The sequence below is a fragment of the Kutzneria kofuensis genome (assembly GCF_014203355.1).
Taxonomy (GTDB): Bacteria; Actinomycetota; Actinomycetes; order Mycobacteriales; family Pseudonocardiaceae; genus Kutzneria; species Kutzneria kofuensis.
Genome location: NZ_JACHIR010000001.1, coordinates 8,547,939 through 8,571,165, shown reverse-complemented (window position 1 = coordinate 8,571,165; position 23,227 = coordinate 8,547,939). Strand labels below are relative to the sequence as shown.

Genomic DNA, 23,227 nt, shown 5'->3' with positions numbered 1-23,227 from the left:
TTTCCTCCCGCGGGTAGGTCGTCACTGTTCGGGACCGAAGACCCGGTATCTCTCGGCGTCCGGCCACTTCACCGCCAAGCCCGTGCCGGGCCGGTCCAGCGCGGGCCGCAGCGTCCCGTCCACCGGCGTGAGCACGCCGTCGAACAGCAACGCCTCGATGCGGGTGTGGTCATGGAAGTACTCCAGGTGCCGCAGCCGGCGAACCGCACAGAACGCGTGGGCCGACAGCGCCGGCGCGCAGTGGGCCGAGAGGTCGAGTTCGTGCGCATCGGCGAGGCCGGCGACGGCCAGCAGGCCGGTGACCCCGCCGCAGCGGGTCAGGTCGGCCTGGAGGCAGTCGACCGCGCCGGCCGTGACCAGGTTGGTGAAGTCGCGCAGCACGTACCCGTACTCGCCGGCGGCGACCTCCAGCGGAGCCGGGGCCCGGTCCCGCACCAGGCGGAGACCCTCCAGGTCCGCCGAGCTGACCGGTTCCTCGAACCAGATCACGCCCCATTCGTCGTGGTAGCGCCGGGCCCACGCCGCCGCCTGTTTCGGCGTGAACGCGCCGTTGGCGTCGACGAACAACTCCGGCGTCGGGCCGATGGCGTGGCGCACCGCCGCGAGCCGCTGCCGGTCCTCGTCCGGGTTCCGTCCCACCTTCAGCTTCACCCGGGGAATGCCCTGCCCGACCCAGCCCGCCAGTTGCTCGGCCAGTCGGGCGTGCGGGTAGTTGGTGAAACCGCCGCTGCCGTAGATCGGCACGGCGTCATGACCGGCCGGCAGCAGTCGGACCAGGGGAAGATCCAGCAACCGCGCCTTGAGGTCCCACAACGCGATGTCGACCGCGGACACGGCCATCGCGCCGAGGCCCGGCCGTCCGGCGTTGCGGATGCCCTCGAACATCCGCTGCCAGGCGGCGACCGGCGCCAATGCGTCCGCGCCCGTGACGAGATCAGTCAGCTTGGAGCCGATAAGGTGCGCGGTGGCGACTTCGCCGTACGTGTAGCCGATGCCGATCGCATCGCCGCTGCGGGCGGTGACCAGCACCATGGTGGTGCTGTGCCAGTCCAGGGTGCCGTCCTGCTCGGTTCCGTCGGGTCCGTCCGTCGGCACGGTGAAGGCGTGGACCTCGACCGCGTCGACGACGGGAGCGTCAGTCCGCGTCACGGCCGGGCAGCTTCTCGTAGAACTCGACCAGCTTCTGGCGGAAGCCGCGGGTGGCGATACCGACCTTCTCCGGGTCGTGCAGCGCTGCCTTGGCCGCCTTCTTGCCCTGCTCGAACATGATGTGCGGCGGGATCGGCGCGATCTGCTGGTCCACCTTGAACTCCAGCACCACCGGGCGGTCGCTGGCCAACGCCTCGTCCCAGGCGGAGCCGACCGCCTTCGGGTCGTCGCAGTAGATGCCCCGCAACCCGACGAGTTCGGCATAGCGCGCGTACGGGATGTCGGGGATGTACTGCGAGCCCAGGTACTTCGGGTCGCCGGCCATCGCCCGCTGCTCCCAGGTGACCTGGTTGAGGTCCTGGTTGTTGAACACGCAGAACACCAGCGGCGGGGAGCCGGCCAGCCGGTCGAGATAGCGCTTGACGGTGATCATCTCGTTCATGCCGTTCATCTGGAACGCGCCGTCGCCGACGAAGGCGATCACCGGGTGGTCCGGGTAGGCGAACCGGGCGGCGATCGCGTACGGCACGCCCGGCCCCATCGTGGCCAGCGTCCCCGACAGCGACGCCCGCATCCCCTTGCGCAGCTTCAGGTGCCGGGCCCACCAGTTGGTCGAGGAGCCGGAATCGGCGGTCACGATCGCGTTGTCCGGCAGCCGCGGCGACAACTCCTGCGCGACCGCCTGCGGATTGATCACGCCGCCGAAGTGCTGCCCGGCCCGATCGGCCATGACCCGGTCCCACGTGCGGACGTTGCGCTCGATCGTCTCCCGCCACGACCGGTCGCTCTTCCGCTTGAGCAGCGGGATCAACGCCTTGAGCGTCTCCTTGGCGTCGCCGACCAGGTGCGCGTCCATCGGGTAGCGGATGCCGATCATCCGCCCGTCGATGTCGATCTCGACACCGCGGGCCTGGCCCTCGTCGGGCAGCCACTCGCTGTAGGGGAAGCTGGTGCCGACCATGAACAGGGTGTCGCAGTCGTTCATCATCTCGTCGCTGGGCTTGGTGCCCAGCAGCCCGATCGGCCCGGTGACGAACGGCAGGTCGTCGGGCAGCACCTCCCGGCCCAGCAGCGCCTTCGCCACCCCGGCGCCCAGGATCTCGGCCGCCTCGACCACCTCGGCGGCGGCGTGCGCCGCGCCCTGGCCGATCAGCATCGCCACCCGGCTGCCTTCGTTGAGCACACCGGCGGCGCGTCGCAGCTCGCCCTCGTCGGGCAGCATCCGCGGTTGACTCCAGCCCACGCTCGAGAACACCGAGCCGTGCGCCTTCGGCGGCGACGGCTGCGCCGCCTCCTCCTGCACGTCCTCCGGGATGATCACGGTGGCCACACCGCGCAGGGTCAACGCGGTCTTGAACGCCCGGTCGATCACGTGCCGGACCTGCGCCGGGTGCATGCACACCTGGCAGAACTCCGACACGTCGGCGAACAGGTTCTCCAACGAGATCTCCTGCTGGTAGTGCGCCCCTTGCGAGGTGCGCTTCTGCTGGCCCACGATCGCCACCACCGGCTGGTGGTCCAGCTTGGCGTCGTACAGGCCGTTGAGCAGGTGCACCGCACCCGGCCCCGACGTGGCCATGCAGCACCCCACCTCGCCGGTGAACTTCGCGTGCGCGCACGCCATGAATGCGCCCATCTCCTCGTGCCGGGGCTGGACGAACTCCGGATCCCCGCCGGCTCGATCGAACGCCCCGAGCAGCCCGTTGATGCCGTCACCCGGGTAGGCGAAGACCCGGTGCACGCCCCACTGGCGCAGGCGTTCGAGCACGTAGTCCGCGACGTTGGCTGTCATGTCCCTCCGCTCTCAAGTTGCCCTGCGACACCCGGTGCCTACCCGCCGACCGAAGCAGGAAAACCGATCGTCGAAATATTGCTCTGATCAACTGTTCGCCACTGCACTAGATCGCTAGTCGTTGTCGTTTCAACGAGATATGGCTTAGAGGTGAGGACTGTTCGTGTCGCGAGTCCACGGCAACCGGTCACTGTGGCCGTATGCGACCGGTCGTCGCCAGGCGCTGGTTTATCCCCCTGACCTTCGGGTACCGCCCCGGTATGCCGCACGCTCCGTAAGCGCGTCCCTCAACCGGCAAGTCGAGCCGCCCGTTCCGTCGTGCGTCCTTCCGCATGGGGGCGGGAGACAGATACCCAGTCGCCCGTCGTTCCGACCGGAATCACCGCAACCATGCGCGGCCGGTTCAGGCGGAGCAGCCGTCCTGACCGAAGGACGCGTCGGGCACACCCGCCGGCCAGGCGGGGTTGATGCGCACGGCCAGGGCCGGCGCCTGCCAGGCCGCCGCTGCCTTCTGGATGACCGGGTAGTACCAGCCCGTGCGGTGGCCGACTCGGGCACCAAGGAGGAACGTGGTGATCACATGCTGCACGTCGAGCCGTCCCAACAGGGAGGCGTGCAGACCGGCAAATTCCACGTCACAGGCCACCTCCTGTGCTCGGTGGCCACAAACCAGCCGCTCGGCGGGCCTGGCAAGGAGGCCCCAAGTCGGAGAAGACTGGTGGGTTCGCGGCATGCCAGGGGCGTGATGGTCTCCTTGTCAGACCACCACGCACGTCGACAAGGTCAGCGGCCGGTTCAGCGCCCGTGATGCCGAACAGCACTTCCGGTGCTGGGCCGACGACGTCGTAGCGCCGGCCGAGTTGGTAACAGGCCGTGCGGGTGGCGACGAACGAGAACCTGTGCGCGGTAGCCCTGCCGGATGCACATGCCCGCTGTCGGCGGCCGCGCCCGCTGTCAGCGCGATAGCGCCGGCCGTCAGGGCAATGGCCAGTATGCGGATTCGCCTGGCGCCTGGACGAGCGCCGGTCACTTTGGCGCTCGCCGGCCACCGTTGGTCAGTTGTGCCGGCTGGGATCCTGGTCGAGTTGCCTGCCGAAGAACCTCCCGGTGATCCGCGCGGCGGTCCGTGCGGGCATGAGTCGGCTGAACGCGAACGCCTGCACAGTGTTGAGCCGGCCGTCGACGACCGCGGGGGCGCGGCTGCGCAGTGCGGCCATGACGGTGTCGGCTACCTGTTCGGGCTGCCGCTTTCCGGGTATGTGTCGGGTGTTCATCGCAGTCTCCGTCGCACCTGGGCTGACCGCCACCACGCGGACGCCGGTGCCGCGTGTCTCCAACCACAGCGACTGCGTGAAGGAGAGCACGAACGCCTTCGACGCCGCGTACACCGCGTTGTACGGCGCGGGTGCGTACGCGGCCGTGCTGGCGATGTTGACGATCGCGCCTCGCCCGCGGGCGACCATCGCGGGCAGGAACAGCGCGGTCGTCTCCGCGACCGCGGTGGCGTTGACGTCGATCAGCGCGCGCAGGTCCGCCGGGTCTGCCTTCGCGATCCGCCCCACCTGGGCGGCGCCGGCGTTGTTGATCAGGATGTCGAGCTCGGTTCCGGTCGCCTTGAGCTGTGCGGCCAGGTGCGCGGGAGCGTCCCGCAGTGACAGGTCCAGCGGCACCGTAAGCACATCGACCTGATGTTGGGCGTGCAGTCGCTCCGCGACGCCCTCCAGACGCGCAGCGTCCCGCGCCACGATCACCAGGCGTACGCCCCGCGCGGCCAGCCGTTCCGCGATGGCTGCCCCGATGCCCGTGCCGGCCCCGGTGACCAGCGCCGTGCGGTTGCTCAGTTCTTTCGCCTTCATGACCGCCACGGTAAACTTTGACATTGACGTCAATGTCAAGCTGTCGGACGCCACGGAGGGAGCAGCGTGCGGATCGGAGAACTCGCCGCGGCCAGCGGAGTCAGCACCCGCTCACTGCGCTACTACGAGCAACAGGGACTGCTGTCAGCACACCGGCGCGGCAACGGATACCGGGACTACGACGAGCAGGCGGTACGCCAGGTCGCCTTCATCCAGGATCTCTTCCGGGCCGGTCTTTCCTCCGAGATCATCCGGGAGATCCTCCCGTGCGCCGGGACCACACCGGCCAACGGCGACTGCTCCGCGCTCGTCGCCCGCGTGCGCCAGGTCCGCGAGCAGTTGATCCGCCAGGAGCAGCAACTCGCCGAACGACGCCAGATGCTGGAACGCTACCTGTCCGGCATGGCTATCCCCGCAGGCATGGGATAGAGCGGCGTCAGCCTCCGACTGCGTTCCAGCCGGAGACGAACCGCCGGGCTGCTCCTGTCGCCGAGTCGTACAACTGCCGGCTCCATAGACGTGAATGCCGATGGTGGGCACGTTTCCGACGGCCGCGACGGCGTGCGTCGTCGTCGGTCGTGCAGCACACGGTGACTAAGGTTGTCCCGTAAGCGAGTTGGAGGCAACGCGGACGCGGGATGACCAGGGCGCGGGCGCCTCGGCTATCCGTTGAGGGCCAGGTTGTACATGCGGGCAATGCCGAGCATGGCGTGGTGGACGCCGTCGCCTTTCAGGCCGCAGTCGCGGAGGATCTTCCAGCCCTTCATGCGGGCGAATGTGTGCTCGACGCGCGCCCGAACTCGCCTGTGGAAACGGTTGTGTTCCTCCTTCCCGGCTGGGAGGTCCTTGCCCTTGGCGCGGCGTCGATCACGACCTGGTGGGCAGTGGAGTACCGATAGTTCTTGGACTGGTCGGCAATGCTGCGGTCGCGGGTGGGTACCAGGGGCCGTCCACGATCAGCAGTGCGTCCTTTGCGAACCGCTTGCGCGGCTTGAGCGCGAGCTTCGGGCTGAGGTGGCCTATGGCGCGACTGACCGCGGACTTCGACACGCCGAACAGCGGTGCCAGTTGCCGCAGGGGCAGGTTAGTCCGCCAGTACGCGGCGACCAGCAGCACACGGTCCGCCAGCGGCAGCCTCCACGGCCGCCCGCGACCAGGAGCGTCGGCACTCTCCTGGTCCTACATCGGCTTGCACAGGTTCAGGGAGTGGTTGGCCCCGACCTCACGCCCGCTCAATGCGCGGCCATGTTGCCCCGGCTGGAAGCAATTCTCGACCAACGTCAGCCCGACGACAGCGACCCCGTCCTCCGACGGCACATCGACGACCTCAGCCAGTGGTCGCAGTCCTGAGGTTCTGTGTGGACAAAGACGTTGAGCTACGGGACAGCCTCTAGTCCGCGCTCCCACACCTGTTCCCTGGCCGGCCTGAAGGGTCTGCCCGTCTCGGCCGCCGTGGGTTTGACGTAGCGGAACTCGCGTTCGGCACCCGAGTAGATGCCGGCGACGCCCAGGTCTCGTGTCCGTGCACGGGTGTGCGTTGACCGACGTTCCACGCGACGGAGGCCACGCACCAACTGTCGTCGGGATCGATGTAGAGCGGGTAGTTGACGTGGTGTTCCTCCGACGCCCGGGTGAACTCAGGAGGGAGCTGGTAGCCGCTGGCCGGCAGAGCGGATAACCGCTCTGCGACTCGTTTGGTGATCTCGTACCGGTCGCCGGTCGTGCGGACCACGAGATCCACGTCGTCGATATGGATGACGAGGAGTTCCGCCTGGTCCACATCGCCGACGCCCGATCTACCTGATCAATCAGCGACCGGGCGACAGCCTCGCGAACCATCGCCACTCCGCCTGGATCGGTGGTCGCGAACGCTGCCAGAACGAGCGGCCAGGAGCGCAGGCAGTTCCGCGACTTCCCGGCCGCCGAAGGCGTGTCCAGCCACCACATCAACGCCCTGCTGCGGCACGAGCAGGCATCGATGGGCGATCTTCGACGAAAGCGGGTCGTCTCCCTCGGTTGAGGAAGACGACCCGCCGTCGGGCAGCGGAGCTCAACGGTGAGCGGCGGCCAGCGTGGTCGCGGCCGACTGGTCAGTGGCCGGCGGCATCAGCTTCGGGTATTCCTTCTGGAACTTCTCGATCATCGTGGCGGACGGGATGATCCGGTTCGGGTTGCCCTGGCTCGTCGCCTGCTTCTCACCCCAGGCGCCGGCGGCCTTGCGCTGCTCGGGGGTGCCGTGGCTGTGGTAGCAGTCACCGATGGAGGCGTCCAGGTAGGTGACCTCCTGCTGGAGGCGGGAATTCCAGCCGAAACCCTTGGCATGCGTGACGAAATAGCCGCCGTACGCGTCGGGGCCCATCTCGGACGACTCGTTGCTCGGGTAGTTGTTGTGCGCGAAGTCGACCTGGTGGCCGTACTCGTGTCCGACCACGGACTCCACCGAGACGTCGTCGAACCCGAGGAGGTTGACGGTGTCGAGCAGCCCGTCACCGAGCGCCACGCGCTTGCCGCCGAGGCTGTCGGCCGGGGCGGAGAACGCGTTCAGCGTGAGTAACGGGTTGCGGCCGCCCTGCAGTGCCGGCACTTCGTAGAGCACCTGGGTGGCGAGCGCGGCAGCGGCTTTCACCTTCGCCGGCGCGAGACCGAGGCTGAAGGTCTGCGCCATCTTCGCCTGGCTGCCGAGATCGGTGCCCTTCCAGGCGACGAGCTGGATGTTCCAGCTCTCGATGTCCCAGAAGCCACGCAGCTTGTCGATCGTGGCCGTGGCGCGCGAGGTGTACTGGCCGTCGGTGCCGAAGACCTGCGGGGACTTGTCGGACGCGACGCCCTGGACGTAGAGCTGGCTGAGCCCCGACAACGCGTCGAGGGCCTTGCCCTCGAGCGGGGTGAGCTGTGCCGCGAGCTTGTTCGCGTAGGTCAGCAGCGCCCCCTCGGTGCAGCCCGGTATCGGGTCCTGCGCGGGCCGGAATCGGGGGCCGATTCGCGGGATGGGCGAGTCGATGAGCCGGTCGACGCCGCGCAGCGCGTTCGCGGGCAGACCGTTGTAGAGGTCGATGACGTCCTGGTACAGCTGCGCGACGTCCTGGTCGACGGTGGATGGCGCGGCCGCGGCGGTGGGCACGGCCGTGGCCAGCGCAAGCACTGCTGTGCCTGCCGCCGCGAGCATTTTGCCGAGGAATCTGGTCCGGTCGGGCAAGGTGGTTCCCCTCTTCGGTTCCGGTTCAAGATCACTAAGCACCGCCACAGTAGGACCGAAATGGCGGTGGAACCGGCACCGGGCCCAAAAACACTGAAATTACTGTCCGTTCGGCCCGTTGCTCCCTCCGTTCGAAGGGTTTCTGCCGTGTCGAAATAAGCCGAAAGTACTACGTGCTGCCGCGCAGGCAGCCCGGATCGGGCACCTCTGCCATCGGCAGTAGCGAGCATTACTCTGCACGACCGGCAGCATGACCGGATGTTGCACAGTGGTAGGGCGTGTTTCTGCTGCGCCATCCTGTCTGGCCGGTCCTCTTGTCGCCGAGCCGGGCAGCCCTCAGGACTCCTGCAGGCGGGCGATGCGGACCAGCCGGGCCCGGTCCTCGTCGTCGAGGAGTGCTCGGTCGTACCGAAGGTGCGAACTACGCTGCGACAGCCGTGGCGCGATCCGACCGCACCGGTGCGCCAGCGGCTCGCATCTTCTCATGATCGACGTGCCACCAACTGGCCCTGGACCCGGCTGATCTCACGCCTCGGATAGCCTCACGCCGTGCATCGCAGTCGGCTGTTCGGAATCTTCATCGACGCGCCTGCAGCAGAAGCCGGTTCGGCGGCGGATTTCTGGTCTGCCGCACTGGGCGTTCCGGCCCGCTCCGTGGCGGGCGAGGAACAGTTCACCGCTCTCGACGGTGCCATCCCCGGGTTGATCGTCGACATCCAGGCGATCGACGGCAAGCCCCGGTATCACGTCGATATCGAGACTGATGATGTGGCGGCGGAAGTAGCCCGCCTGACAGCCCTGGGCGCCACGCTGGTCTCGCGCTGGCTGGAGTGCCACACGCTGCGCGCGCCCGGCGGCCACCTGCTCTGCGTGGTGCCGGTGCACAGCGATCCGGAGACGTTCCACAGGCTCGCTCAGACATGGCCATGACGGAGATCGGTACGACCGTGATGGCGTTTCGGCCGCCGTGACCGGCGTGGTGCCCCGAGTCCCGCATAGAAACCGGTAGGGATGGAGGTAGCCAGGGGCAATCTCCAAGCTTAAGTCAAACCTCACGGCGAAGGGCGTATAGATACGTGGCCATTCCGGTCACCTGCGAAGGCTTCGCGGCGAGGCAGCCGGCGCGCCGTTCGGTGCCGACAGCGCCTGGATGTTGCCGCCGTGCTCGTGGGCTTTCCCGGAGTACCACAGGTCGATGGGCTCGCCTTTGACGCTGATTGTCTTCTCGCCGTAGCGGTCGCAGCAGAAGACCTTGCCTCGAGGATGAGGTGGGTGACGCCCTCGTCTTTGGCTCGGTGCCGGGCGTCGTGCGGGTCCGGGGCCTGATCGGCGAGCACGGTGATCGCCTCGTCGAGGTAGCGGTAGGCCGTCGCTCGGGAGATGCCGTGGTCGCGGGCCAACGCTGTCGGATCGGTGTTCTGGCGGAACCAGCGCAGGCTAAGCACCGCTTGCCAGAAGCAGGTCAGCGCCCTGGAGTTCGCGCGGGTGCCGCGGCGGCGTTCGGCCTGCAGGAGTCGGCCGAGGTGCTGGGCCAGTTCGCGGGCACGTCGAGTGTGGCTCGATAGCTGATCACGGGGAGCCTTCTGGTTCGGACTTGATCTTTGCAAATCCAGTCCTACCAGGGGCCCCGGCCATCCTCGCGAGGCTCGGCCCGTCAGCGACCTGCCTGTCCGAGTAGCTCGTATGTATTCGCTCAGTGGCTGGCGAGCAGGTCCAGTCCGAAGCCGGTGATGAAGAGGAGGAACGCCAGCCAGCGCAGGTGTTGGCCGGGCGCGCTCCGGTAGAGCACCTTCGCTGTTGTGTTGGTGATGGTCGCGACGAGCGCGCCCCTCAGCAGGACGGCGAAATGAGCAGGGGCAGGCGGTGGCGCCCGCCCCTGCCGTCAAGACTGGTTCAGTACCAATCGGTCCACGGCCCTGACGAGGGCCGGGTTTGTGCCTTGCAGTGGTAGATGTGGTCCGGGCCCCAGGCGCAGACCTCAAGCCGGTTGTCCGACAGCCGGTGTGACCAGGGCCTGCTGGTCAGGTAGCCGCCCAGGCTGGCCCAGCCACTCCAGCCGTTGCTCGCATTGGCGTCCTGCCAGATGTGGTACATCTCGTGGTTGGTGCCGACGCCGAACGCTTCGAGGCGGCAGTCGGAGTTGAGTGACGCGTCGATGTCGTAGATCAGAACCCCGCCGAGACTCACCCAGCCGGTCCATGCCCCGCCTGGGCTTCTCTGCCACCTGTGCACAAGCGAGGAATCCGTGCCGAGGGCGAAGTCCTCCAACCGGCCGTCACAGTTGCGCAATGTCACGGTGTTCATCACCGAAACGCCGTCGGGCGCAGAAGTAGCGGATGCGGTGGCCACGGGAGTCGACACCGAGAAGAGCGCGATCAAGGCGATGAGCAGTCTTTTCATTTCTGTCCTTTCTGTGGACTGACGCCGTTCGTGTGAATCGCTTACGAACTTTCTGTATTGCCCTGGCCACTGCGGTAACTCTGTCGTTGAGGAGACGTCGCGCCGGGGAGGCGGGAATGTCTGTGGAGATCGTTCTGCTGGGCGAGATAGCTGCACACGTCGACGGGCGTGGCAATGGACATGGAAGCCCCCACTTCCGATTCAGGCGTACGGTCAGAGACAAGATCCACCCTGGACACCTCCCACGCATACTGGCGCGGAACTGCCCGCAGGCCAGGAGCCACAACAGGCCACATTGCGCCACCGGCACACATCCGCCGACATCAAGCGCAACCCAGCACGGCCCTCGCCTCTGAGCTCGCTTCCCCGTCGTCGAATCCGTAGGATGGATCTGGGCAACTCGCCTGGCTACCATCCGCACCTACATCTTGCGAATCACAGATCAGCGGCCTGCCCATCCGCAATGTTCGAGCGAAACAGAGACGCCGGGACGTACGTCGCGAAGTCCGGGCGTACCTTGCGAGGCCACTGCGAGCGTCCGGATCTGGGTTGCGAGCCCGTTGATCACCGCTCTGGCGCGTAGTGGACACTGTGCCGGTGACGAGTGTGGGGATCTCGACCCAACCACCAGCCCGCGCCGCGCCACGACGTCCACACCGTCACCAGCTCAAACACAAGAAACCCAGCCACGGCAAGCACCCCAAGCCAGACAACCCGAGACCCTGCCGAACAGGCTAAACCTCAAGCTAGTGGGATAACGGGCCCTTACTGTAGTTCGGTCGACCGATCGCTGGTGTAAAATCAATAAGTCATCACCGTTGCCGCGAGTAGGGTGAACAGCAATCTCCGAGCTCCCATCATTGTTTACCTCATTCCTCGCTAGAGGATTGATGCCTGTGTGCCAGATGTGTCGTCCGGCCAGCAGACGGGCTGCCCAACCCGACTGAGGTTTGTTCTACGGCAACGATATCAGGAACGGCCCACCCCAAAGCGATCTTCAAGCTTCCAGTTCTAGTCGTCCGTCGTGAACTGTCCCTGACGGTTGCTTGGACAGCGACACAAATACTCTCTTGCGCGAGCGCCCCGGGTAGCTTTGTTCTCATGATCCATTACCTCCTCCGACCGGGCAGGCTCAAAAACCTCCAGGGTGAAGTCAGTCGAAGCGTTGTCTTCTGCGTGTCCACTGCCGGAAGGTCAACCTAGAAATTTTGTGACACAAGGCTCAGCTCTACCCTCATTGCTTCAGGCAAGCAAGGTCGAAGCGAGGAGACATGTTGCCTGTGGCGTCGTCTTGCCACACAATTGCTTGTGCTTACAATTGACATTGATCATGCTCTGGCGCCCGTTACGCCGTTTGAGTGGCCTTGGCGACTCGCCGCGGACGATCGAGCACGAAGTTATTGGCACCCCTCAAATCAGTGGCTCGCGGCGGCCGGGACACGCGTGTTCGCGTGAATCGCGTGGTCTCCGCGGTTCCGGCTGGTTAGCGTCGAGTGCTCCGCGGGCGTGCGACGGGGGTCGAGGCGATGGCGGACGCAGACCAGCGACGCGCCGATGACGTTGGCAGCGATGGCGATCAGACGCCGGAGACCGTCAACAAGATCAGCGCCCACGAGGTGGCCGGGGTCGTGCAAGCCGGCGTCGTGCGAGGCGACGTGCACATCCACCAGACCGAACCGCGGCCGCCCGTGTCGATCCCGCGGCAACTGCTCGCGGCGTCGGCAGGTCGTCCGGCTGGTTGGCAACGGCAGGAGGCGTCCGGGCAGTCGCTCGCGGAACGGCGGTGTACGGGACGATCGTGTCGGATCGTCCCGTACACCGCGAGGTTGTCCGGGAACTGCGGTCCCGGACGTGTCAGCCCGGTTGGGTCAGCCCAGCGTCCACTGCTGGTTGCTGGCGCCGTTGCAGGTCCACAGTTGAACCTTGGCGCCGTCGGCGGTGGAGCCGCCGGTCACGTCGAGGCACAGGCCGGACTGGACGCCGGTGATGGTGCCGTTGGAGTTGAGGTTCCACTGCTGGTTCGCGCCGCCGTTGCAGTCCCAGATCTCCACCGGTGTGCCCGCGCTGGTCTGGTTGCCGGTGGCGTCCAGACACTTCGTGCCGTAGACGGTCAACTGGTTGCCCGAGGTGTGGGTCCAGGTCTGGTTGCTGCCGCCGGTGCAGTCCCAGATCTGCGCCACTGCGCCGTTGGCCTGCGATGCGCCGGGCACGTCCAGGCACTTGCCCGCGCCGACCGCATGGACGGGGCCGCCCGTGCCGCCACCGCCCGTGCTGCCGGCACCCCAGCCGTACTGAAGCCGGTCGAGGCCGGACTGGTTGTTGATGCTGAGCGTGTAGTTCGGCGCGCTGCCCTGCAAAGAGGTGATCGCGCAGGACGCGTTCTCACACGGGCCGGGGCCCTGGGTCTGGTCGGCGAACTTCACGCCGGTCCACAGGAGCGAGCCCATGCCCTGCTTGCGCACGGTGTCGGTGAGGGCGTAGAGGAAGGACACGTCGTTGGTGCCGTCGCGGGGCCCGTCGTAGTTCACGCCGGTGTTCATCGGGACACCGAACTCGGTGAGCACGGCGCGGCTGTCGTATCCGCAGACGTTGTTCTCGAAGCTGGTGATCCAATCGGCCTCGGTGGGGTGGGTCTCTCCGCCGAGGGTGTAGTCGTGGAGCGAGAGCAGGGTGCCGGCGAGACGGGAGTCGGCGCCGACGGTGCACAGGTTCCCCTCCCAGGCGCCGGGCACCAGGATCCGCCCGCGGGGCACCTGCGAGAAGTGCGCCACCCAGGCCGCCGCGAGGTTGTCCTCGTCGGTGGCGCTGTAGCCCCACGGCTCGTTCATGATGCCGAAGTACACTTGGTTGTTGCCCACGTATTTGCCGATCACGGTGTTCCACATCGCGTAGAACGAGTTGGTGTCGCCGATCACGCCGTTCTGCAGCCAGGGGACGAGCACGACCTTCATACCCAGCGCGATGGCCGCGTCAAAGGCGGCGGTGTAGCTGTTCCACCAACTGCCGGTGACAGTCGCCTGGTTGAACCCCATGCGCACGGTGTTGGCGCCCAGCGCCTGGTAGCCCTTGAGGATGGGGGTGGCCTTCGCGTACGTGGTCGAATAGCTGTCCGTGTTCGACAGGCCGACCGGCGTGATGTTGCCGGTGACGAAGTTGTCGTTGGGGTCGGCCCAGTTCACGCCGTGGAACTGGTTGGTGGCGGCGTACGCGCTCGTGCTGGCCGCCACCTGCACGCCGAGCAGGCTCAGCAGCAGGGCGACGAGGACACCGAGCGAGGTGAGGCGCTCGAGCCGCGTGGTCGGTGTCATCCGTTGCTCCCTAGCCGAGTTTCCATTGCTGGTTGCTGCCGCCGTTGCAGGTCCACAGCTCGACCAGGGCGCCATCCGCGGTGGACCCGCCGGTCACGTCCAGGCACAGGCCGGACTGCACGCCGGTGACCGTGCCGTTGGAGTTGAGCTGCCACTGCTGGTTCGCCCCGCCGTTGCAGCTCCACGTCTGTACCGCGGTACCCGGGGAGGTCTGATTGTTGTTGGCGTCCAGGCACAAGGTCGTGCCTGCGACCGTGAGGGTCAACTGGTTGGACGCCGTGTGCGTCCAGGTCTGGGCCGCGCCACCGTTGCAGTCCCAGATCTGCTGCTGCGTGCCCGGCGTCGTGGTCGAGTTCGGGTCATCAAGGCACTTGCCCGCACCCACCGCATGCAGCGGGCCCGAACCAGCCCCGCCGCCGGACGACGAACCGCCCACGACCCGGTAGACGACCGTGCCGTGTGCGGGCACGGAGGCACTGATGGCGCCGCTGGTGGTAGAGGTGGCGCCGGTCCACTGGTCGGTCAGGGTGTAGCTGCTCGCCCCGGTCTTGCCGATCGCGCCCGCCGTGGTGGAGATCGTGGCGGTGGAGCCGTTCTCGTTGAACAGCGCGACGGCGACGTCACCGTTCGACAGGGGCTTCGCCAGCACGTCGAGACCGTTGCTGGCGGACACCTCGGTGCCCTGCTTGCCGAGTGAGTCCTGGTCGATGGCGATGAGGTTCTTGTTGGTCAGGATCGACAGGGTGCCGCTGCTCGCGTTCGCGATGTTGGTGCCGGAGATCAGCGGGGCTGCCATCATGGCCCAGAGACTGAACTCGGTCCGGTCCTCGGTGGCGGACATGCCGTTGCCGATCTCCAGCATGTCCGGGTCGTTCCAGTGCCCGGGGCCGGCATACGAAGCCAGGCCCACGTTGCTGTGGAAGATGGAGAGCATGCTGGCGAAGCTGGCGTTGATGTCACCGGTGGTGCGCCAGGAGTTGCCGACGCCTGCGCCCCAGGTCCACACGTTCTCCTGGCCCCAGTTGCACAGGCTGAACAGGATCGGGCGGCCGGTGGCGGCCAGAGCGTCCCGCATCGTGGTGTAGCGGGTCTGGGCGCTGATGCCCTGGTTGTTGCAGTTGTCGTATTTGAGGTAGTCCACGCCCCAGGAGGCGAAGGTATTCGCGTCGGTGCTCTCGTGCCCGAGGCTGCCGGGATATCCGGCGCACGTTTTCGTGCCCGCGTCCTCGTAGATCCCCAGCTTCAGGCCCAGCGAATGCACGTAGGAGGCGGTGCCCGAGATGCCGTCGGGGAACTTGTTCGGATCGGGCACCAACTGACCGGCGCTGTTGCGGCTGGAGGTCATCCAGCAGTCGTCGATGTTGACGTACTGGTAGCCCGCGGCCTGCATGCCGTTGTTGTGCATGGCAAGGGCCGTTGACTTGATGAGCGACTCGGATACGTTGCAGCCGTAGGCGTTCCAGTCGTTGAACCCCAACTGCGGGGTCAACGCCAGGCCGTTGCCCAGGGCAAGCGCAGGGGGCGCGGTGACGAGGGAGATGAGCGGAGCCGCGACTACGGCGACCGCTGCGACGACGGCGAGAACCGCGAGCCGTCGTCGACTTGGATGGGTGGTCAGGGTCATCGTCGACCTCATTCGTGATTCGATTCCGCAGGGGTCAGCCGAGGGGCCACTGCTGGTTGGGCTGGCCGTTGCAGCCCCAGAGCTGGACGAGAGCGCCGTCGACGGTGGAGCCTCCGCTCACGTCGGGGCAGGGGCAGGATTGCCCACTGGTTCGACCCGCCCTCGATCATCGTGGTGGTGTACCGGCGGTTGATCGTCGAGCCACCTGGGTTCGGACTGTTCACGTCGGAACCGGAGAGCAGGCCGTTCTCCAGGTCGGCCATGATCCACGGCCCGCTGCCCGCGCCGGTGTCCCAGTACGAGGCGTTCCCGAAGTGGATGGCCTCCATCGTGCCGTTGCCGTCGTCGTTGTTGGTGGTCTCGACGTTGCCGTAGTCGAAGCAGCAGCCGTTGTCGTAGCGGTACCCGATGCCGGGAGTCACGAACACCTCGTACGCCTTGTTGCTGCGGTGCCCGTCACCGCTATGAGTACGACCGCGGCCGCCACACCCAGCCATCTGCCTGTTTCGACCCCCATGCCGTCTCCCTGCTCTCCGTCAAGCCGGGCATGCTGTTAGCGCTAACATTCCCGCGTCACCGGATCACGGGTTCATGAGGATGGCGGCGCGGTGACACACGACTCAGGAAAGCGTCCCATGTCTGACGATGTCAAGGTTTGACGGATTGTTTCCGAACCTGATCGAATCCTGATCGAATGTGAGGCATACCTACCCTACAGTAGCCGAATATTCGACAGATTCTACGATCCGAACATCTTGAATGTTTGATCTTGTTGCTTTTATGGTCGAATTGACGGGCACCGGGTTGCTCGTCTGACGCGGCCCGACCGGCGGCCGCAACGCCAGGGGGTTTCACACGGCTCGTCGATGGTCCCAGCAGGCAGGATAGGACCCATGCCCACCTCCACTTGGCGCACGATCACCACCGTCACCGCCGGCGAGAACACCGACGACCAGGTCTTCACCCTCGGCCTCGCCGAGAGCGCGGACGGCTCGGGCGGTCACCTCATCGTGCAGACCTCCCTGCAGCCCCCGACCGAGCAGGACACCGCCACCGGCATGGACACCTACTGCGTCATGGACGACCAAGGCGGTGTCCAGTACGGCGGCATCGAGCACGTCGAACTCGACGACACCCAGCTGACCATCCGGTTCAGCGAAGACGTCGCCGAAGAACTCTCCGTCGACGACGGCGAACTCCAACTGGAGCTCGACCTGGACGAGGACGCGACCACACGGCTGCGAGACGGGCTGCGACGGACCTTGACGTACGGCAACCCCGACCAACAGCCCACCCTCGTCGGGTTCTGACCCAAAGCTGAGGAGCGCTCTACTTCCGTGCGACGCGTTGAAGAAGCAACGCATCGCCGACTACGGCTACCCGGACACGAACACGTCCAGCTACGAAGAAGACCACTTCCTCGCGTTAAAGGACGGCGACGACCCGCGCGATCCGCGCAACCCCTGGCCCCAGCCTGTCCTGGTCGAAAATACTGACACTGGCTGTGACCTTGGGTTTAGGCGGCTGCTTGACAGTCGTTCAGCAGTCCTGCAAGGCGTCGTGTGCGCTTGATCCGGTCCACTGGGGCCGGCAGTGGGATCACGTTCTGATCGTCATCGGCGTTTCGGCGCGGCTGGAGGGCAGTGATATCCGGTGGCTGCGCAGGACCCGGCGGATGGTGGAGGCGGCGATGCGATACCCGAGTCGTCGCAGCTCGCCCTGGATGCGGATCACGCCCCAGGTTCGGTTCTCGGTTGCCAGGCGGATCATGAGCGTGATGATCTCGTCGCTAGTTGGCGGACGGCCCGGCGGTTTCGGCTGACGCCACTTCCCCGCCACGAGCCGGCGATGCCACCGCAGCAAAGTCGTGGGCGTGACGATACGGCAGGCCCGCAGGGATTTCGGCAGGAGCCGGGACAGGGCCGCAAGCACCGCACAGTCGGTCCAGCCCAGTCGTGGGCGAGGGGTGGCCAGTAGCGTCAACCAGGACAAGCAAGCAGGTCAAAGCTAGCCACCGAGTTCTCGACCGGGACAGGCTCACCGACGCCAAGCAGCGTGGCGCTGCCCTTGGTTCCTAATCCAGCAGTTCGACGAGGTGCAACCGGTCGCCGGCGGACCATTCTCGCTCAACGCCGCCAACGAACGTCACCTTGCACGTGCCGCCGACCTCGGCCTGCGCGACCTGCCCGACGGGACCGATCGAGCCGTGCAACCGCACCCAGTCGCCGGCCTGTAGCTGCTGTGCGGTAACCGTTGCGAGGTTGCGGGCACTGGACGCCGGCATCAGCCGTACCGTCAGCAGCCGCCAAAACGCGTAGCAGGCCGTCGGGAGCAGCGGAATCAGGCCACTGATGCCAGGAAAGACCGGTAGCACAGCGACTGTGGCGACGATGGCCACCAACAGCCCCACCACCGCGGCGATCAGCGCTGAACTGACGGGACGGGGCCCGAACTGGAGCCAGCCGGTCGTGCGCACCAGGCCGTCCTCTGCCAGCCCGCGCGGAGGGCTGCCGTCGGGCAGGCTCAACTCCTGTTTCGCCGCGCGGCGCTCGGCGAATCTGGTGAAGAACTCGGTGAGGGCCAGTTCGGTTTCGCTGTCCCCGGTCACGACTTCCTCCACCTGGTTTGGCCGTCCATCCCTTGCACGCACGTGACGGCCTGCCCCTGCGAGGTGACGCCGGACGCACCCTCCGGCGAGCACGGCTGGCCCACCTGCACATCGCTCTGGCCACCTTGTTGGCCGGAGTGGGTTGTGGTGGGCAGGTCGGTGGACGTGGTCGGATGAGCCGTGACCGTGGGGTCCACAGCGGACGTCGTGGTGGTGGGGCCGGTCGCCGACGTCGTCTGTACGGGCTGCCCGGCCGTTGATCCTTCGCTGCTTGCCGGCGTGCACGAGGAGCCCCACAATCCCCGCCGGGCTTGCCGCGCGTCGGCCTCCGCGGCTGTCAGTTTGCCCTGCTCGGGTCCGGTGCCGACGCGGACAGCCCCGGCCCGTAGCATGGTGAGCGCGTAGTCGTGGCCGTCTGGCAGCAGCACCTGGGCCGGCACGCGGCCGTCTGGATCCGGGTGCGCGATGGTGGCGTGGACCAGCCAGACACGCTTGTCGAGCAACGCTTCACTCGCCTGGCGCACGGATTCGGTTGACCAGCACCCCGCCGCCGAGACGATGCCCGACACGCGAATCGCCACCGGACGACCGGTGGCGTCGACTCCGTCGAAGCGGGCCGCGGTGGACACGGCCTTCACGGTGATCACCGGGTCATCCGGTGTGGGCGTAACAACCGGCATCGCAATGTCAGCGGTCGTGGTGGTGCTGCTGGCCGGGGAATCAGCGAAGCTCGAGACGCCGTCGAGGAAAGCGGGCATTCCCCGCGGCCAGAGCAGGGCCGCACCGGACAGGGCGAGGCCCGCCACCGTCGCCACGCTCGTCAGCGCCAGGCGCTGGGCCTGAGAACTGCGCCACCACCAAGCCCGGAACACTCCGGGCGCGGACAAGCTGCCACCGCGCATAACAAGTCCCGAGGTCGTCGACCGGACACGGTGGCGGCTCCGTGACGATCTTGGTTGACGGGTGCGTAAGTCTGGCAGCCGTCCGACCGCCCATGAATCACCCTATCAGGTGAAATTGGCAAGGTGATCGACAGTCCGAAACGTGAACGGCATGGTGTGCAGTCACCACATTGAGCCCCCACTTGCGCGATCTCCAGCTCGAGCTGGTTGCCCGGGCGCAACTGCCATGCCACCGGCCACAGCTCGAGACTGAGCCGGCTGCTCGCCGTGATCCGGTAGAGGGCACCCGTGATCAGCGCCTGGTTGCCGGACACCGAATCCACATCTCTCAGAGAGACGACGATTTGCGCTTCGGCACCGGTCAGCGGGGCGGTGACGTGTACAACGTCATTCTCGGGAGCCTGGGGCCGGTCTGTGCGCGCTGATGACCTCCGAACCGATACTGATTTTCGGTTCGGCGTGGGCGTGGCGATCGTAAGGCATCGTGACTGTGGTTTGGCGCCGAGTTCAGCCTTGACCCGACCACTCCGCAGAACGACACCACGGATTCGGAAGGGCTGCACCTGCTGCTCACCCACATCCCCGAGGGCTACACCCGGCTGTACCCCACGACCACCACCGGACACCTCACCGGCGATGAGAAAGGCCGCCCGGTCTACGACCTCGGCCAGATCGCGGAGGACATCCGGCAACCACCACACGTCCGTATACAGATCTTCCCAGCCATTGTCAACCGATCTGTTGACATATGTCGCCTGTCAACTAGTGTGTTGACATGCCTCAGATGCCCACTCTGCCCGAGCTCGTCGGCCTGGTGCTCCTCGACGGCATCGCCGAGCCGCGCGATCCGGTCCGGCAGATTGCCACCGCGGAGCGGATCGCCGGTGAGCTCAACGTCCTCGGCGACAGCCTGGTCGGCTTCTTCGTGGAGTTGGCACGCGCCGAAGGTTGCTCGTGGGCGGACATCGGCGCGTCCCGCGGCCTCAGCCGGCAGGGCGCGCAACAGCGATACGCACCGTTGATCGCGCAGTTGACCGTTGACGATCTCATCCGCGCCGGTGTCCTGCAGGGATTCAACGACGACGCGCTCGACTGCCTCCGCCAGGCCCAAACACGCGCGGGTCGGCTCGGCCACGACGCGGTCGACAGCGGCGACCTCCTCGTCGCGATCCTCGACGACCCAGCAGGGTTGGCCGGCGCCGTCATCCTCGCGCTCGACGTTGATCCGTCGGACCTTCGCGCAGCCCTCGGGCAGGAGCCGGACAATGACCGGCCGGCCGCCACGGCCGGCCTCGCGCAACCGCCGATCGGCCAGGACGTCCGCCGGGCCATCGACGGCGCGCTCGCCGAGGCACACGGCCGTGGCGTGACGGTGGCGCACCTCTTCCTCGGGCTCCTGCGTACGCCCGGTACTCGCGCCGGCAAGGTGCTCACGGCGCACGGTGTCACCCGGCCGGCCGCGCTCGCCCAGATCCTCGGACTTGCCGGCCCCCCAGCTAAGGACCCGACATGACGGCCCTCCACAACGTCGTCGATGCGCTCGACGCCCTGCCGACCACGGCATTCCTCGTGCTCGACCAAGGCCAGGTCGTGCTCGACCACGGCGCGACGACCGCTCCGACCTATCTGGCCTCGGCGCGCAAAAGCGTCCTGTCCGTCCTTTACGGACCCGCGGTCGCCAGCGGAACCATCCGGCTCGGCGCGACCCTTGGCGAGCTCGGAATCGACGACATCGGTGGGCTGCTGCCGCAGGAACGCCGCGCCACGGTGCGCGACCTGCTGACGTCGAGTTCCGGTGTTTATCACCCGCCGGCGACTGTGGCCGGGCCCGAGCGGGACGGGCCGGCTCGGGGCTCCCAGCCGCCGGGAGCGTTGTTCCACTACAACAACTGGGACTTCAACGCCCTCGGCACGATCTTCCAGCGGTGCACCGGGCGGTCCGTGTTCGATGCGTTCGCCGAGGACCTGGCCGCGCCGCTCGGCTTCGACGACTTCGAGCCGGGGCTCCAGCGACTGCTGGGCCGCCCGGAGGTGTCCGAACACCTCGCGCACCACTTCTTCCTTTCTGCCCGTGACCTCGGGCGGCTCGGCGCGATGATGCTGCAGGGCGGGCGGTGGGACGGCCGGCCGGTGGTGCCGGCGTCGTGGGTGGCCGAGAGCACGTCGGTCCAGGTCGATCGCGGTGTCGGGGTGCAGCTCGACTATGGCTACCTGTGGTGGCTCCCGCGGCTGCTGGGGCGCGGGTCCTTCCTGGCGATCGGCAACTTCGGCCAGTACCTGCTCTGCGTGCCGCCGGGACTGGTGATCGTGCACCTGCGGGCCGTGCCCGACGACGTCGTCCTCGCCCGCTCCCAAGGAGCGCAGCCGCCAGCCCCGATCGACTCCGTGAGTCCACAGCAGTTCATGAAGGTGGCACGGATGGTGCAGGCCGCGCTGCGGCCCTGACGCTCTCGCTGCTGCGAGCGCCAAGCGTCTTCGACCGGCCGTACGCGTCGAGCTCCACCAGGAGCGGCTGGCCCGGTTCCCCGAGGGCTGCCGGCACCTCGCCTATATCCAGGAGGAGGCCGGCCTCCCTGGCCTGACCGGCGAAGCGGTGCAGGAGCTCTACCGCGCCGGGGCGGAGTGGCTCGGGAAGAACTCCAGGATGTGACGGGCGACGGCGTCGGGGGCCTCGCGCTGCGGGAAGTGCCCGACGCCGTCCAGCAGCACCCGCTGGTACCGGCCGGTAAAGAAGGACTCCTTGCCGGCCGAGGTGGCCGGGTCGTTGCAGCGGTCGGCGGCGCCGTGCAGGACGAGGGTCGGCTGGGCCAGGACCGGGGCGGGTAGCAGGCGGCGCTCGTCCTCGTCGTAGCGGGTGTCGCCGGCGACGAAGCCCCAGCGGTGGCGGTAGGAGTGCAGCACCACGTCGGCCCAGTCGTCGTTGGCGAAGTCGGCGGCGGTGGCGGCGAACTCGGCCTCGTCGAACCAGCCGGACGGGGACCACGTCTCCCACATGAACCGCGTGAACTCGACGCGCCGCTCCCGCAACTCGGCCGGACCGCGGTCAGAGGCGAGATACCAGTGGTACCAGTAGTTTCGTGCCTGCTCCAGGCCGATGGGCTGGGTCGGGTCGTTGGTGCCGTAGCCGACGGACAGCAGACCGAGACCGGCGACAGCCGACGGGTTCAGCCCGCAGGCATTGGCCGCTGCCCGAGCACCCCAGTCATGTCCAATGAGGACCGGGGCGTCGAGGCCCAGGGCTTGGCAGAACTCCAGCAGATCCCGGCCAAGGGCCGCCAGCTGACCGCTGCGCGGCGTCGCCGGATCACGGAACCGAGTGCCACCGAAGCCGCGAATGGCCGGCACCAGCACACGACGACCAGCAGCGGCCAGCGTCTCGGCGACCCGCCGCCAGCCGCGCGGGCCGTCAGGCCAGCCGTGCACGAGCACGATCGCCGGCCCGTCGCCCGGATATTCCTCGTACGCGATGGAAAGGGTGGCAGTGTCCACGGACCGGGGCATCATGCCGCTCCATTCAGTGCGGTGTCCAATGCGGACAGCTGTGCTCGCCGGAAGTCCCGCGAGACGGCGGCGGAGCGTTCGGTGGCATCGAAGCCGTGGTAGGCACCGGGGACGACTTCCAGGGTGCACGGCACGCCGGCGTCGGTGAGCCGGGCGGCGTAGGCGACGTCCTCGTCGAGGAACAGATCCCTGGTACCGACGCCGATCCACGCCGGCGGCAGCCCGGCGAGATCCTCACAGCGGCCGGCGGCGGCCAGGTAGCGCACGTCCTTCACCGCCGCGCCGAGGTAGGAACGCCAGCCGAACCGGTTGCTGTGCTGGCTCCACAGCCGCAGCGTCCGGGGGTCGACGTCGGTGCGGTCGGCGGTCCGGTCGTCCAGCATCGGATAGATCAGCAGCTGGAACACCGGCGTGACCTCGCCGCGCTCACGGACCAGCAGGGCCAACGCGGCGGCCAGCCCGCCGCCCGCGCTGGCCCCACCGATGGCGATGCGCGTCCGGTCGACGCCGGGATCCTCGGCCAGCCAACGCAGTCCGGCGTAGCAGTCCTCGAGCGGGGCCGGGAACGGGTGCTCCGGCGCCAGCCGGTATTCCACTGACGCCACCACAACATCCAGCTCGGCCGCGACTTCACGGCAGAAGGCATCGCCCCTTCCGCCAGCGTGACCCGCGACAGCGGGGCCTCCATTCGGAGCTGGGCGTAACGACTCGGAGGATCGAGCGGCGCGTCCTTCTCCCGAGCCAGGGACAGGACCGGAATATTGCCCTTATTGTCGGCCACAACACCCACGTTAGCACTCGGCGACACCGGTCGAACCTACACCGTGACCGAGCCTCACAAAGTGGGTCCCATCAGGAAGAACACGGTCATCATGTAATCGAGGAGCACGT

General features: G+C 67.3%; 21 protein-coding genes and 2 pseudogenes. 7 read left to right on the top strand and 16 right to left on the bottom strand.

Annotated elements, in window-relative coordinates; all coding sequences use genetic code 11:
• Window positions 1-21: 21 nt before the first annotated feature.
• From BJ998_RS38625 to BJ998_RS38610, 4 genes are all read right to left on the bottom strand, one after another.
• Window positions 22-1,149: an enolase C-terminal domain-like protein gene (locus tag BJ998_RS38625; protein ID WP_184868199.1), complete on the bottom strand. Its 1,128-nt coding sequence runs from the start codon at window positions 1,147-1,149 to the stop codon at window positions 22-24.
• Window positions 1,136-2,941 carry a thiamine pyrophosphate-requiring protein gene (locus tag BJ998_RS38620; protein WP_184868198.1) on the bottom strand — a complete coding sequence of 602 codons (1,806 nt, stop codon included), beginning with the start codon at window positions 2,939-2,941 and terminating at the stop codon, window positions 1,136-1,138. Before BJ998_RS38620 ends, BJ998_RS38625 begins: the two co-directional genes overlap by 14 nt.
• A 403-nt stretch (window positions 2,942-3,344) precedes the next feature.
• A complete protein-coding gene (locus BJ998_RS38615; protein WP_184868197.1) occupies window positions 3,345-3,575 on the bottom strand; it encodes a hypothetical protein in 231 nt (76 codons plus the stop codon).
• 421 nt (window positions 3,576-3,996) lie between these two features.
• Window positions 3,997-4,797 (bottom strand): SDR family NAD(P)-dependent oxidoreductase, encoded by an 801-nt coding sequence (locus BJ998_RS38610; RefSeq protein ID WP_246488739.1) that lies wholly within the window; start codon window positions 4,795-4,797, stop codon window positions 3,997-3,999.
• Between the two features lie 66 nt (window positions 4,798-4,863).
• On the opposite strand from BJ998_RS38610, the gene BJ998_RS38605 reads away from it, so the two are divergent.
• Window positions 4,864-5,226 (top strand): MerR family transcriptional regulator, encoded by a 363-nt coding sequence (locus BJ998_RS38605; protein ID WP_184868195.1) that lies wholly within the window; start codon window positions 4,864-4,866, stop codon window positions 5,224-5,226.
• Window positions 5,227-5,459: 233 nt separating this feature from the next.
• On the opposite strand, the pseudogene BJ998_RS38600 reads toward BJ998_RS38605, so the two are convergent.
• A pseudogene (locus BJ998_RS38600) lies at window positions 5,460-5,973 on the bottom strand (transposase family protein); the annotation flags it as partial.
• Between the two features lie 682 nt (window positions 5,974-6,655).
• Between BJ998_RS38600 and BJ998_RS38595 the strand changes: the two are divergent.
• Complete coding sequence (locus BJ998_RS38595) at window positions 6,656-6,817, top strand: hypothetical protein (protein WP_184868194.1); 162 nt, start codon at window positions 6,656-6,658, stop codon at window positions 6,815-6,817.
• Between the two features lie 30 nt (window positions 6,818-6,847).
• Here BJ998_RS38595 and BJ998_RS38590 read toward each other — a convergent pair whose 3' ends face one another.
• Together BJ998_RS38590 and BJ998_RS38585 are read right to left on the bottom strand one after the other, a co-directional pair.
• On the bottom strand, window positions 6,848-7,963 hold the full coding sequence (locus BJ998_RS38590) for a hypothetical protein (protein WP_246488738.1): 1,116 nt from the start codon (window positions 7,961-7,963) through the stop codon (window positions 6,848-6,850).
• Between the two features lie 366 nt (window positions 7,964-8,329).
• On the bottom strand, window positions 8,330-8,479 hold the full coding sequence (locus BJ998_RS38585; RefSeq protein ID WP_184868192.1) for a hypothetical protein: 150 nt from the start codon (window positions 8,477-8,479) through the stop codon (window positions 8,330-8,332).
• A gap of 63 nt (window positions 8,480-8,542) precedes the next feature.
• On the opposite strand from BJ998_RS38585, the gene BJ998_RS38580 reads away from it, so the two are divergent.
• On the top strand, window positions 8,543-8,923 hold the full coding sequence (locus tag BJ998_RS38580; RefSeq protein WP_184868191.1) for a VOC family protein: 381 nt from the start codon (window positions 8,543-8,545) through the stop codon (window positions 8,921-8,923).
• A 963-nt stretch (window positions 8,924-9,886) separates the two neighbouring features.
• On the opposite strand, the gene BJ998_RS38575 is transcribed toward BJ998_RS38580, so the two are convergent.
• Window positions 9,887-10,297 carry a DUF8189 domain-containing protein gene (locus BJ998_RS38575; RefSeq protein WP_512699330.1) on the bottom strand — a complete coding sequence of 137 codons (411 nt, stop codon included), beginning with the start codon at window positions 10,295-10,297 and terminating at the stop codon, window positions 9,887-9,889.
• On the opposite strand from BJ998_RS38575, the gene BJ998_RS38570 reads away from it, so the two are divergent.
• Window positions 10,239-10,415 (top strand): hypothetical protein, encoded by a 177-nt coding sequence (locus BJ998_RS38570; RefSeq protein ID WP_184868189.1) that lies wholly within the window; start codon window positions 10,239-10,241, stop codon window positions 10,413-10,415. The two genes, BJ998_RS38575 and BJ998_RS38570, sit on opposite strands and share 59 nt — an antisense overlap.
• Before the next feature lie 1,846 nt (window positions 10,416-12,261).
• Here the strand turns inward: BJ998_RS38570 and BJ998_RS38565 are convergent.
• Genes BJ998_RS38565 through BJ998_RS49725 form a run of 3 tightly spaced genes read right to left on the bottom strand, consistent with a single transcriptional unit; the run spans window position 12,262 to window position 15,753 of the window.
• Window positions 12,262-13,701, bottom strand: a complete 1,440-nt coding sequence (locus tag BJ998_RS38565) for a ricin-type beta-trefoil lectin domain protein (RefSeq protein ID WP_184868188.1) — start codon at window positions 13,699-13,701, stop codon at window positions 12,262-12,264.
• A 10-nt stretch (window positions 13,702-13,711) separates the two neighbouring features.
• Window positions 13,712-15,325 carry a glycoside hydrolase family 27 protein gene (locus tag BJ998_RS38560; RefSeq protein ID WP_184868187.1) on the bottom strand — a complete coding sequence of 538 codons (1,614 nt, stop codon included), beginning with the start codon at window positions 15,323-15,325 and terminating at the stop codon, window positions 13,712-13,714.
• Between the two features lie 8 nt (window positions 15,326-15,333).
• Window positions 15,334-15,753 (bottom strand): arabinofuranosidase catalytic domain-containing protein, encoded by a 420-nt coding sequence (locus BJ998_RS49725; protein WP_446685011.1) that lies wholly within the window; start codon window positions 15,751-15,753, stop codon window positions 15,334-15,336.
• Between the two features lie 465 nt (window positions 15,754-16,218).
• On the opposite strand from BJ998_RS49725, the gene BJ998_RS38550 reads away from it, so the two are divergent.
• A complete protein-coding gene (locus tag BJ998_RS38550; protein WP_184868186.1) occupies window positions 16,219-16,635 on the top strand; it encodes an Imm10 family immunity protein in 417 nt (138 codons plus the stop codon).
• 289 nt (window positions 16,636-16,924) lie between these two features.
• On the opposite strand, the gene BJ998_RS38545 is transcribed toward BJ998_RS38550, so the two are convergent.
• From BJ998_RS38545 to BJ998_RS38535, 3 genes are all read right to left on the bottom strand, one after another.
• Window positions 16,925-17,257, bottom strand: coding sequence for a helix-turn-helix domain-containing protein (locus tag BJ998_RS38545; protein ID WP_312890520.1), 333 nt, complete (start codon window positions 17,255-17,257; stop codon window positions 16,925-16,927).
• A gap of 142 nt (window positions 17,258-17,399) precedes the next feature.
• Window positions 17,400-17,933, bottom strand: a complete 534-nt coding sequence (locus tag BJ998_RS38540) for a hypothetical protein (RefSeq protein WP_184868185.1) — start codon at window positions 17,931-17,933, stop codon at window positions 17,400-17,402.
• Entirely contained in the window at window positions 17,930-18,748 is an 819-nt protein-coding gene (locus BJ998_RS38535; RefSeq protein WP_184868184.1) for a thermonuclease family protein, read from the bottom strand. Before BJ998_RS38535 ends, BJ998_RS38540 begins: the two co-directional genes overlap by 4 nt.
• Before the next feature lie 871 nt (window positions 18,749-19,619).
• Between BJ998_RS38535 and BJ998_RS38530 the strand changes: the two genes are divergently transcribed.
• Together BJ998_RS38530 and BJ998_RS38525 are read left to right on the top strand one after the other, a co-directional pair.
• A complete protein-coding gene (locus BJ998_RS38530) occupies window positions 19,620-20,348 on the top strand; it encodes a Clp protease N-terminal domain-containing protein (protein WP_184868183.1) in 729 nt (242 codons plus the stop codon).
• Window positions 20,345-21,280: a serine hydrolase domain-containing protein gene (locus BJ998_RS38525; protein WP_184868182.1), complete on the top strand. Its 936-nt coding sequence runs from the start codon at window positions 20,345-20,347 to the stop codon at window positions 21,278-21,280. The genes BJ998_RS38530 and BJ998_RS38525 overlap by 4 nt, the downstream gene beginning before the upstream one ends.
• A gap of 159 nt (window positions 21,281-21,439) precedes the next feature.
• Here BJ998_RS38525 and BJ998_RS38520 read toward each other — a convergent pair whose 3' ends face one another.
• Window positions 21,440-22,324 carry an alpha/beta fold hydrolase gene (locus BJ998_RS38520; protein ID WP_221338281.1) on the bottom strand — a complete coding sequence of 295 codons (885 nt, stop codon included), beginning with the start codon at window positions 22,322-22,324 and terminating at the stop codon, window positions 21,440-21,442.
• An 11-nt stretch (window positions 22,325-22,335) separates the two neighbouring features.
• A pseudogene (locus BJ998_RS38515) lies at window positions 22,336-23,010 on the bottom strand (alpha/beta hydrolase); the annotation flags it as partial.
• Between the last annotated feature and the right edge of the window lie 217 nt (window positions 23,011-23,227).

What these genes read in the sequence shown, in the direction of transcription:
- BJ998_RS38590 (WP_246488738.1), bottom strand. Translation starts at nt 7,963, where the DNA reads ATGCTCGCGGCGGCAGGCACAGCAGTGCTTGCGCTGGCCACGGCCGTG.
- BJ998_RS38620 (WP_184868198.1), bottom strand. Translation starts at nt 2,941, where the DNA reads ATGACAGCCAACGTCGCGGACTACGTGCTCGAACGCCTGCGCCAGTGG.
- BJ998_RS38550 (WP_184868186.1), top strand. Translation starts at nt 16,219, where the DNA reads ATGCCCACCTCCACTTGGCGCACGATCACCACCGTCACCGCCGGCGAG.
- BJ998_RS38530 (WP_184868183.1), top strand. Translation starts at nt 19,620, where the DNA reads ATGCCCACTCTGCCCGAGCTCGTCGGCCTGGTGCTCCTCGACGGCATC.
- BJ998_RS38585 (WP_184868192.1), bottom strand. Translation starts at nt 8,479, where the DNA reads ATGAGAAGATGCGAGCCGCTGGCGCACCGGTGCGGTCGGATCGCGCCA.
- BJ998_RS38610 (WP_246488739.1), bottom strand. Translation starts at nt 4,797, where the DNA reads ATGAAGGCGAAAGAACTGAGCAACCGCACGGCGCTGGTCACCGGGGCC.
- BJ998_RS38565 (WP_184868188.1), bottom strand. Translation starts at nt 13,701, where the DNA reads ATGACACCGACCACGCGGCTCGAGCGCCTCACCTCGCTCGGTGTCCTC.
- BJ998_RS38575 (WP_512699330.1), bottom strand. Translation starts at nt 10,297, where the DNA reads ATGAACACCGTGACATTGCGCAACTGTGACGGCCGGTTGGAGGACTTC.
- BJ998_RS38525 (WP_184868182.1), top strand. Translation starts at nt 20,345, where the DNA reads ATGACGGCCCTCCACAACGTCGTCGATGCGCTCGACGCCCTGCCGACC.
- BJ998_RS38560 (WP_184868187.1), bottom strand. Translation starts at nt 15,325, where the DNA reads ATGACCCTGACCACCCATCCAAGTCGACGACGGCTCGCGGTTCTCGCC.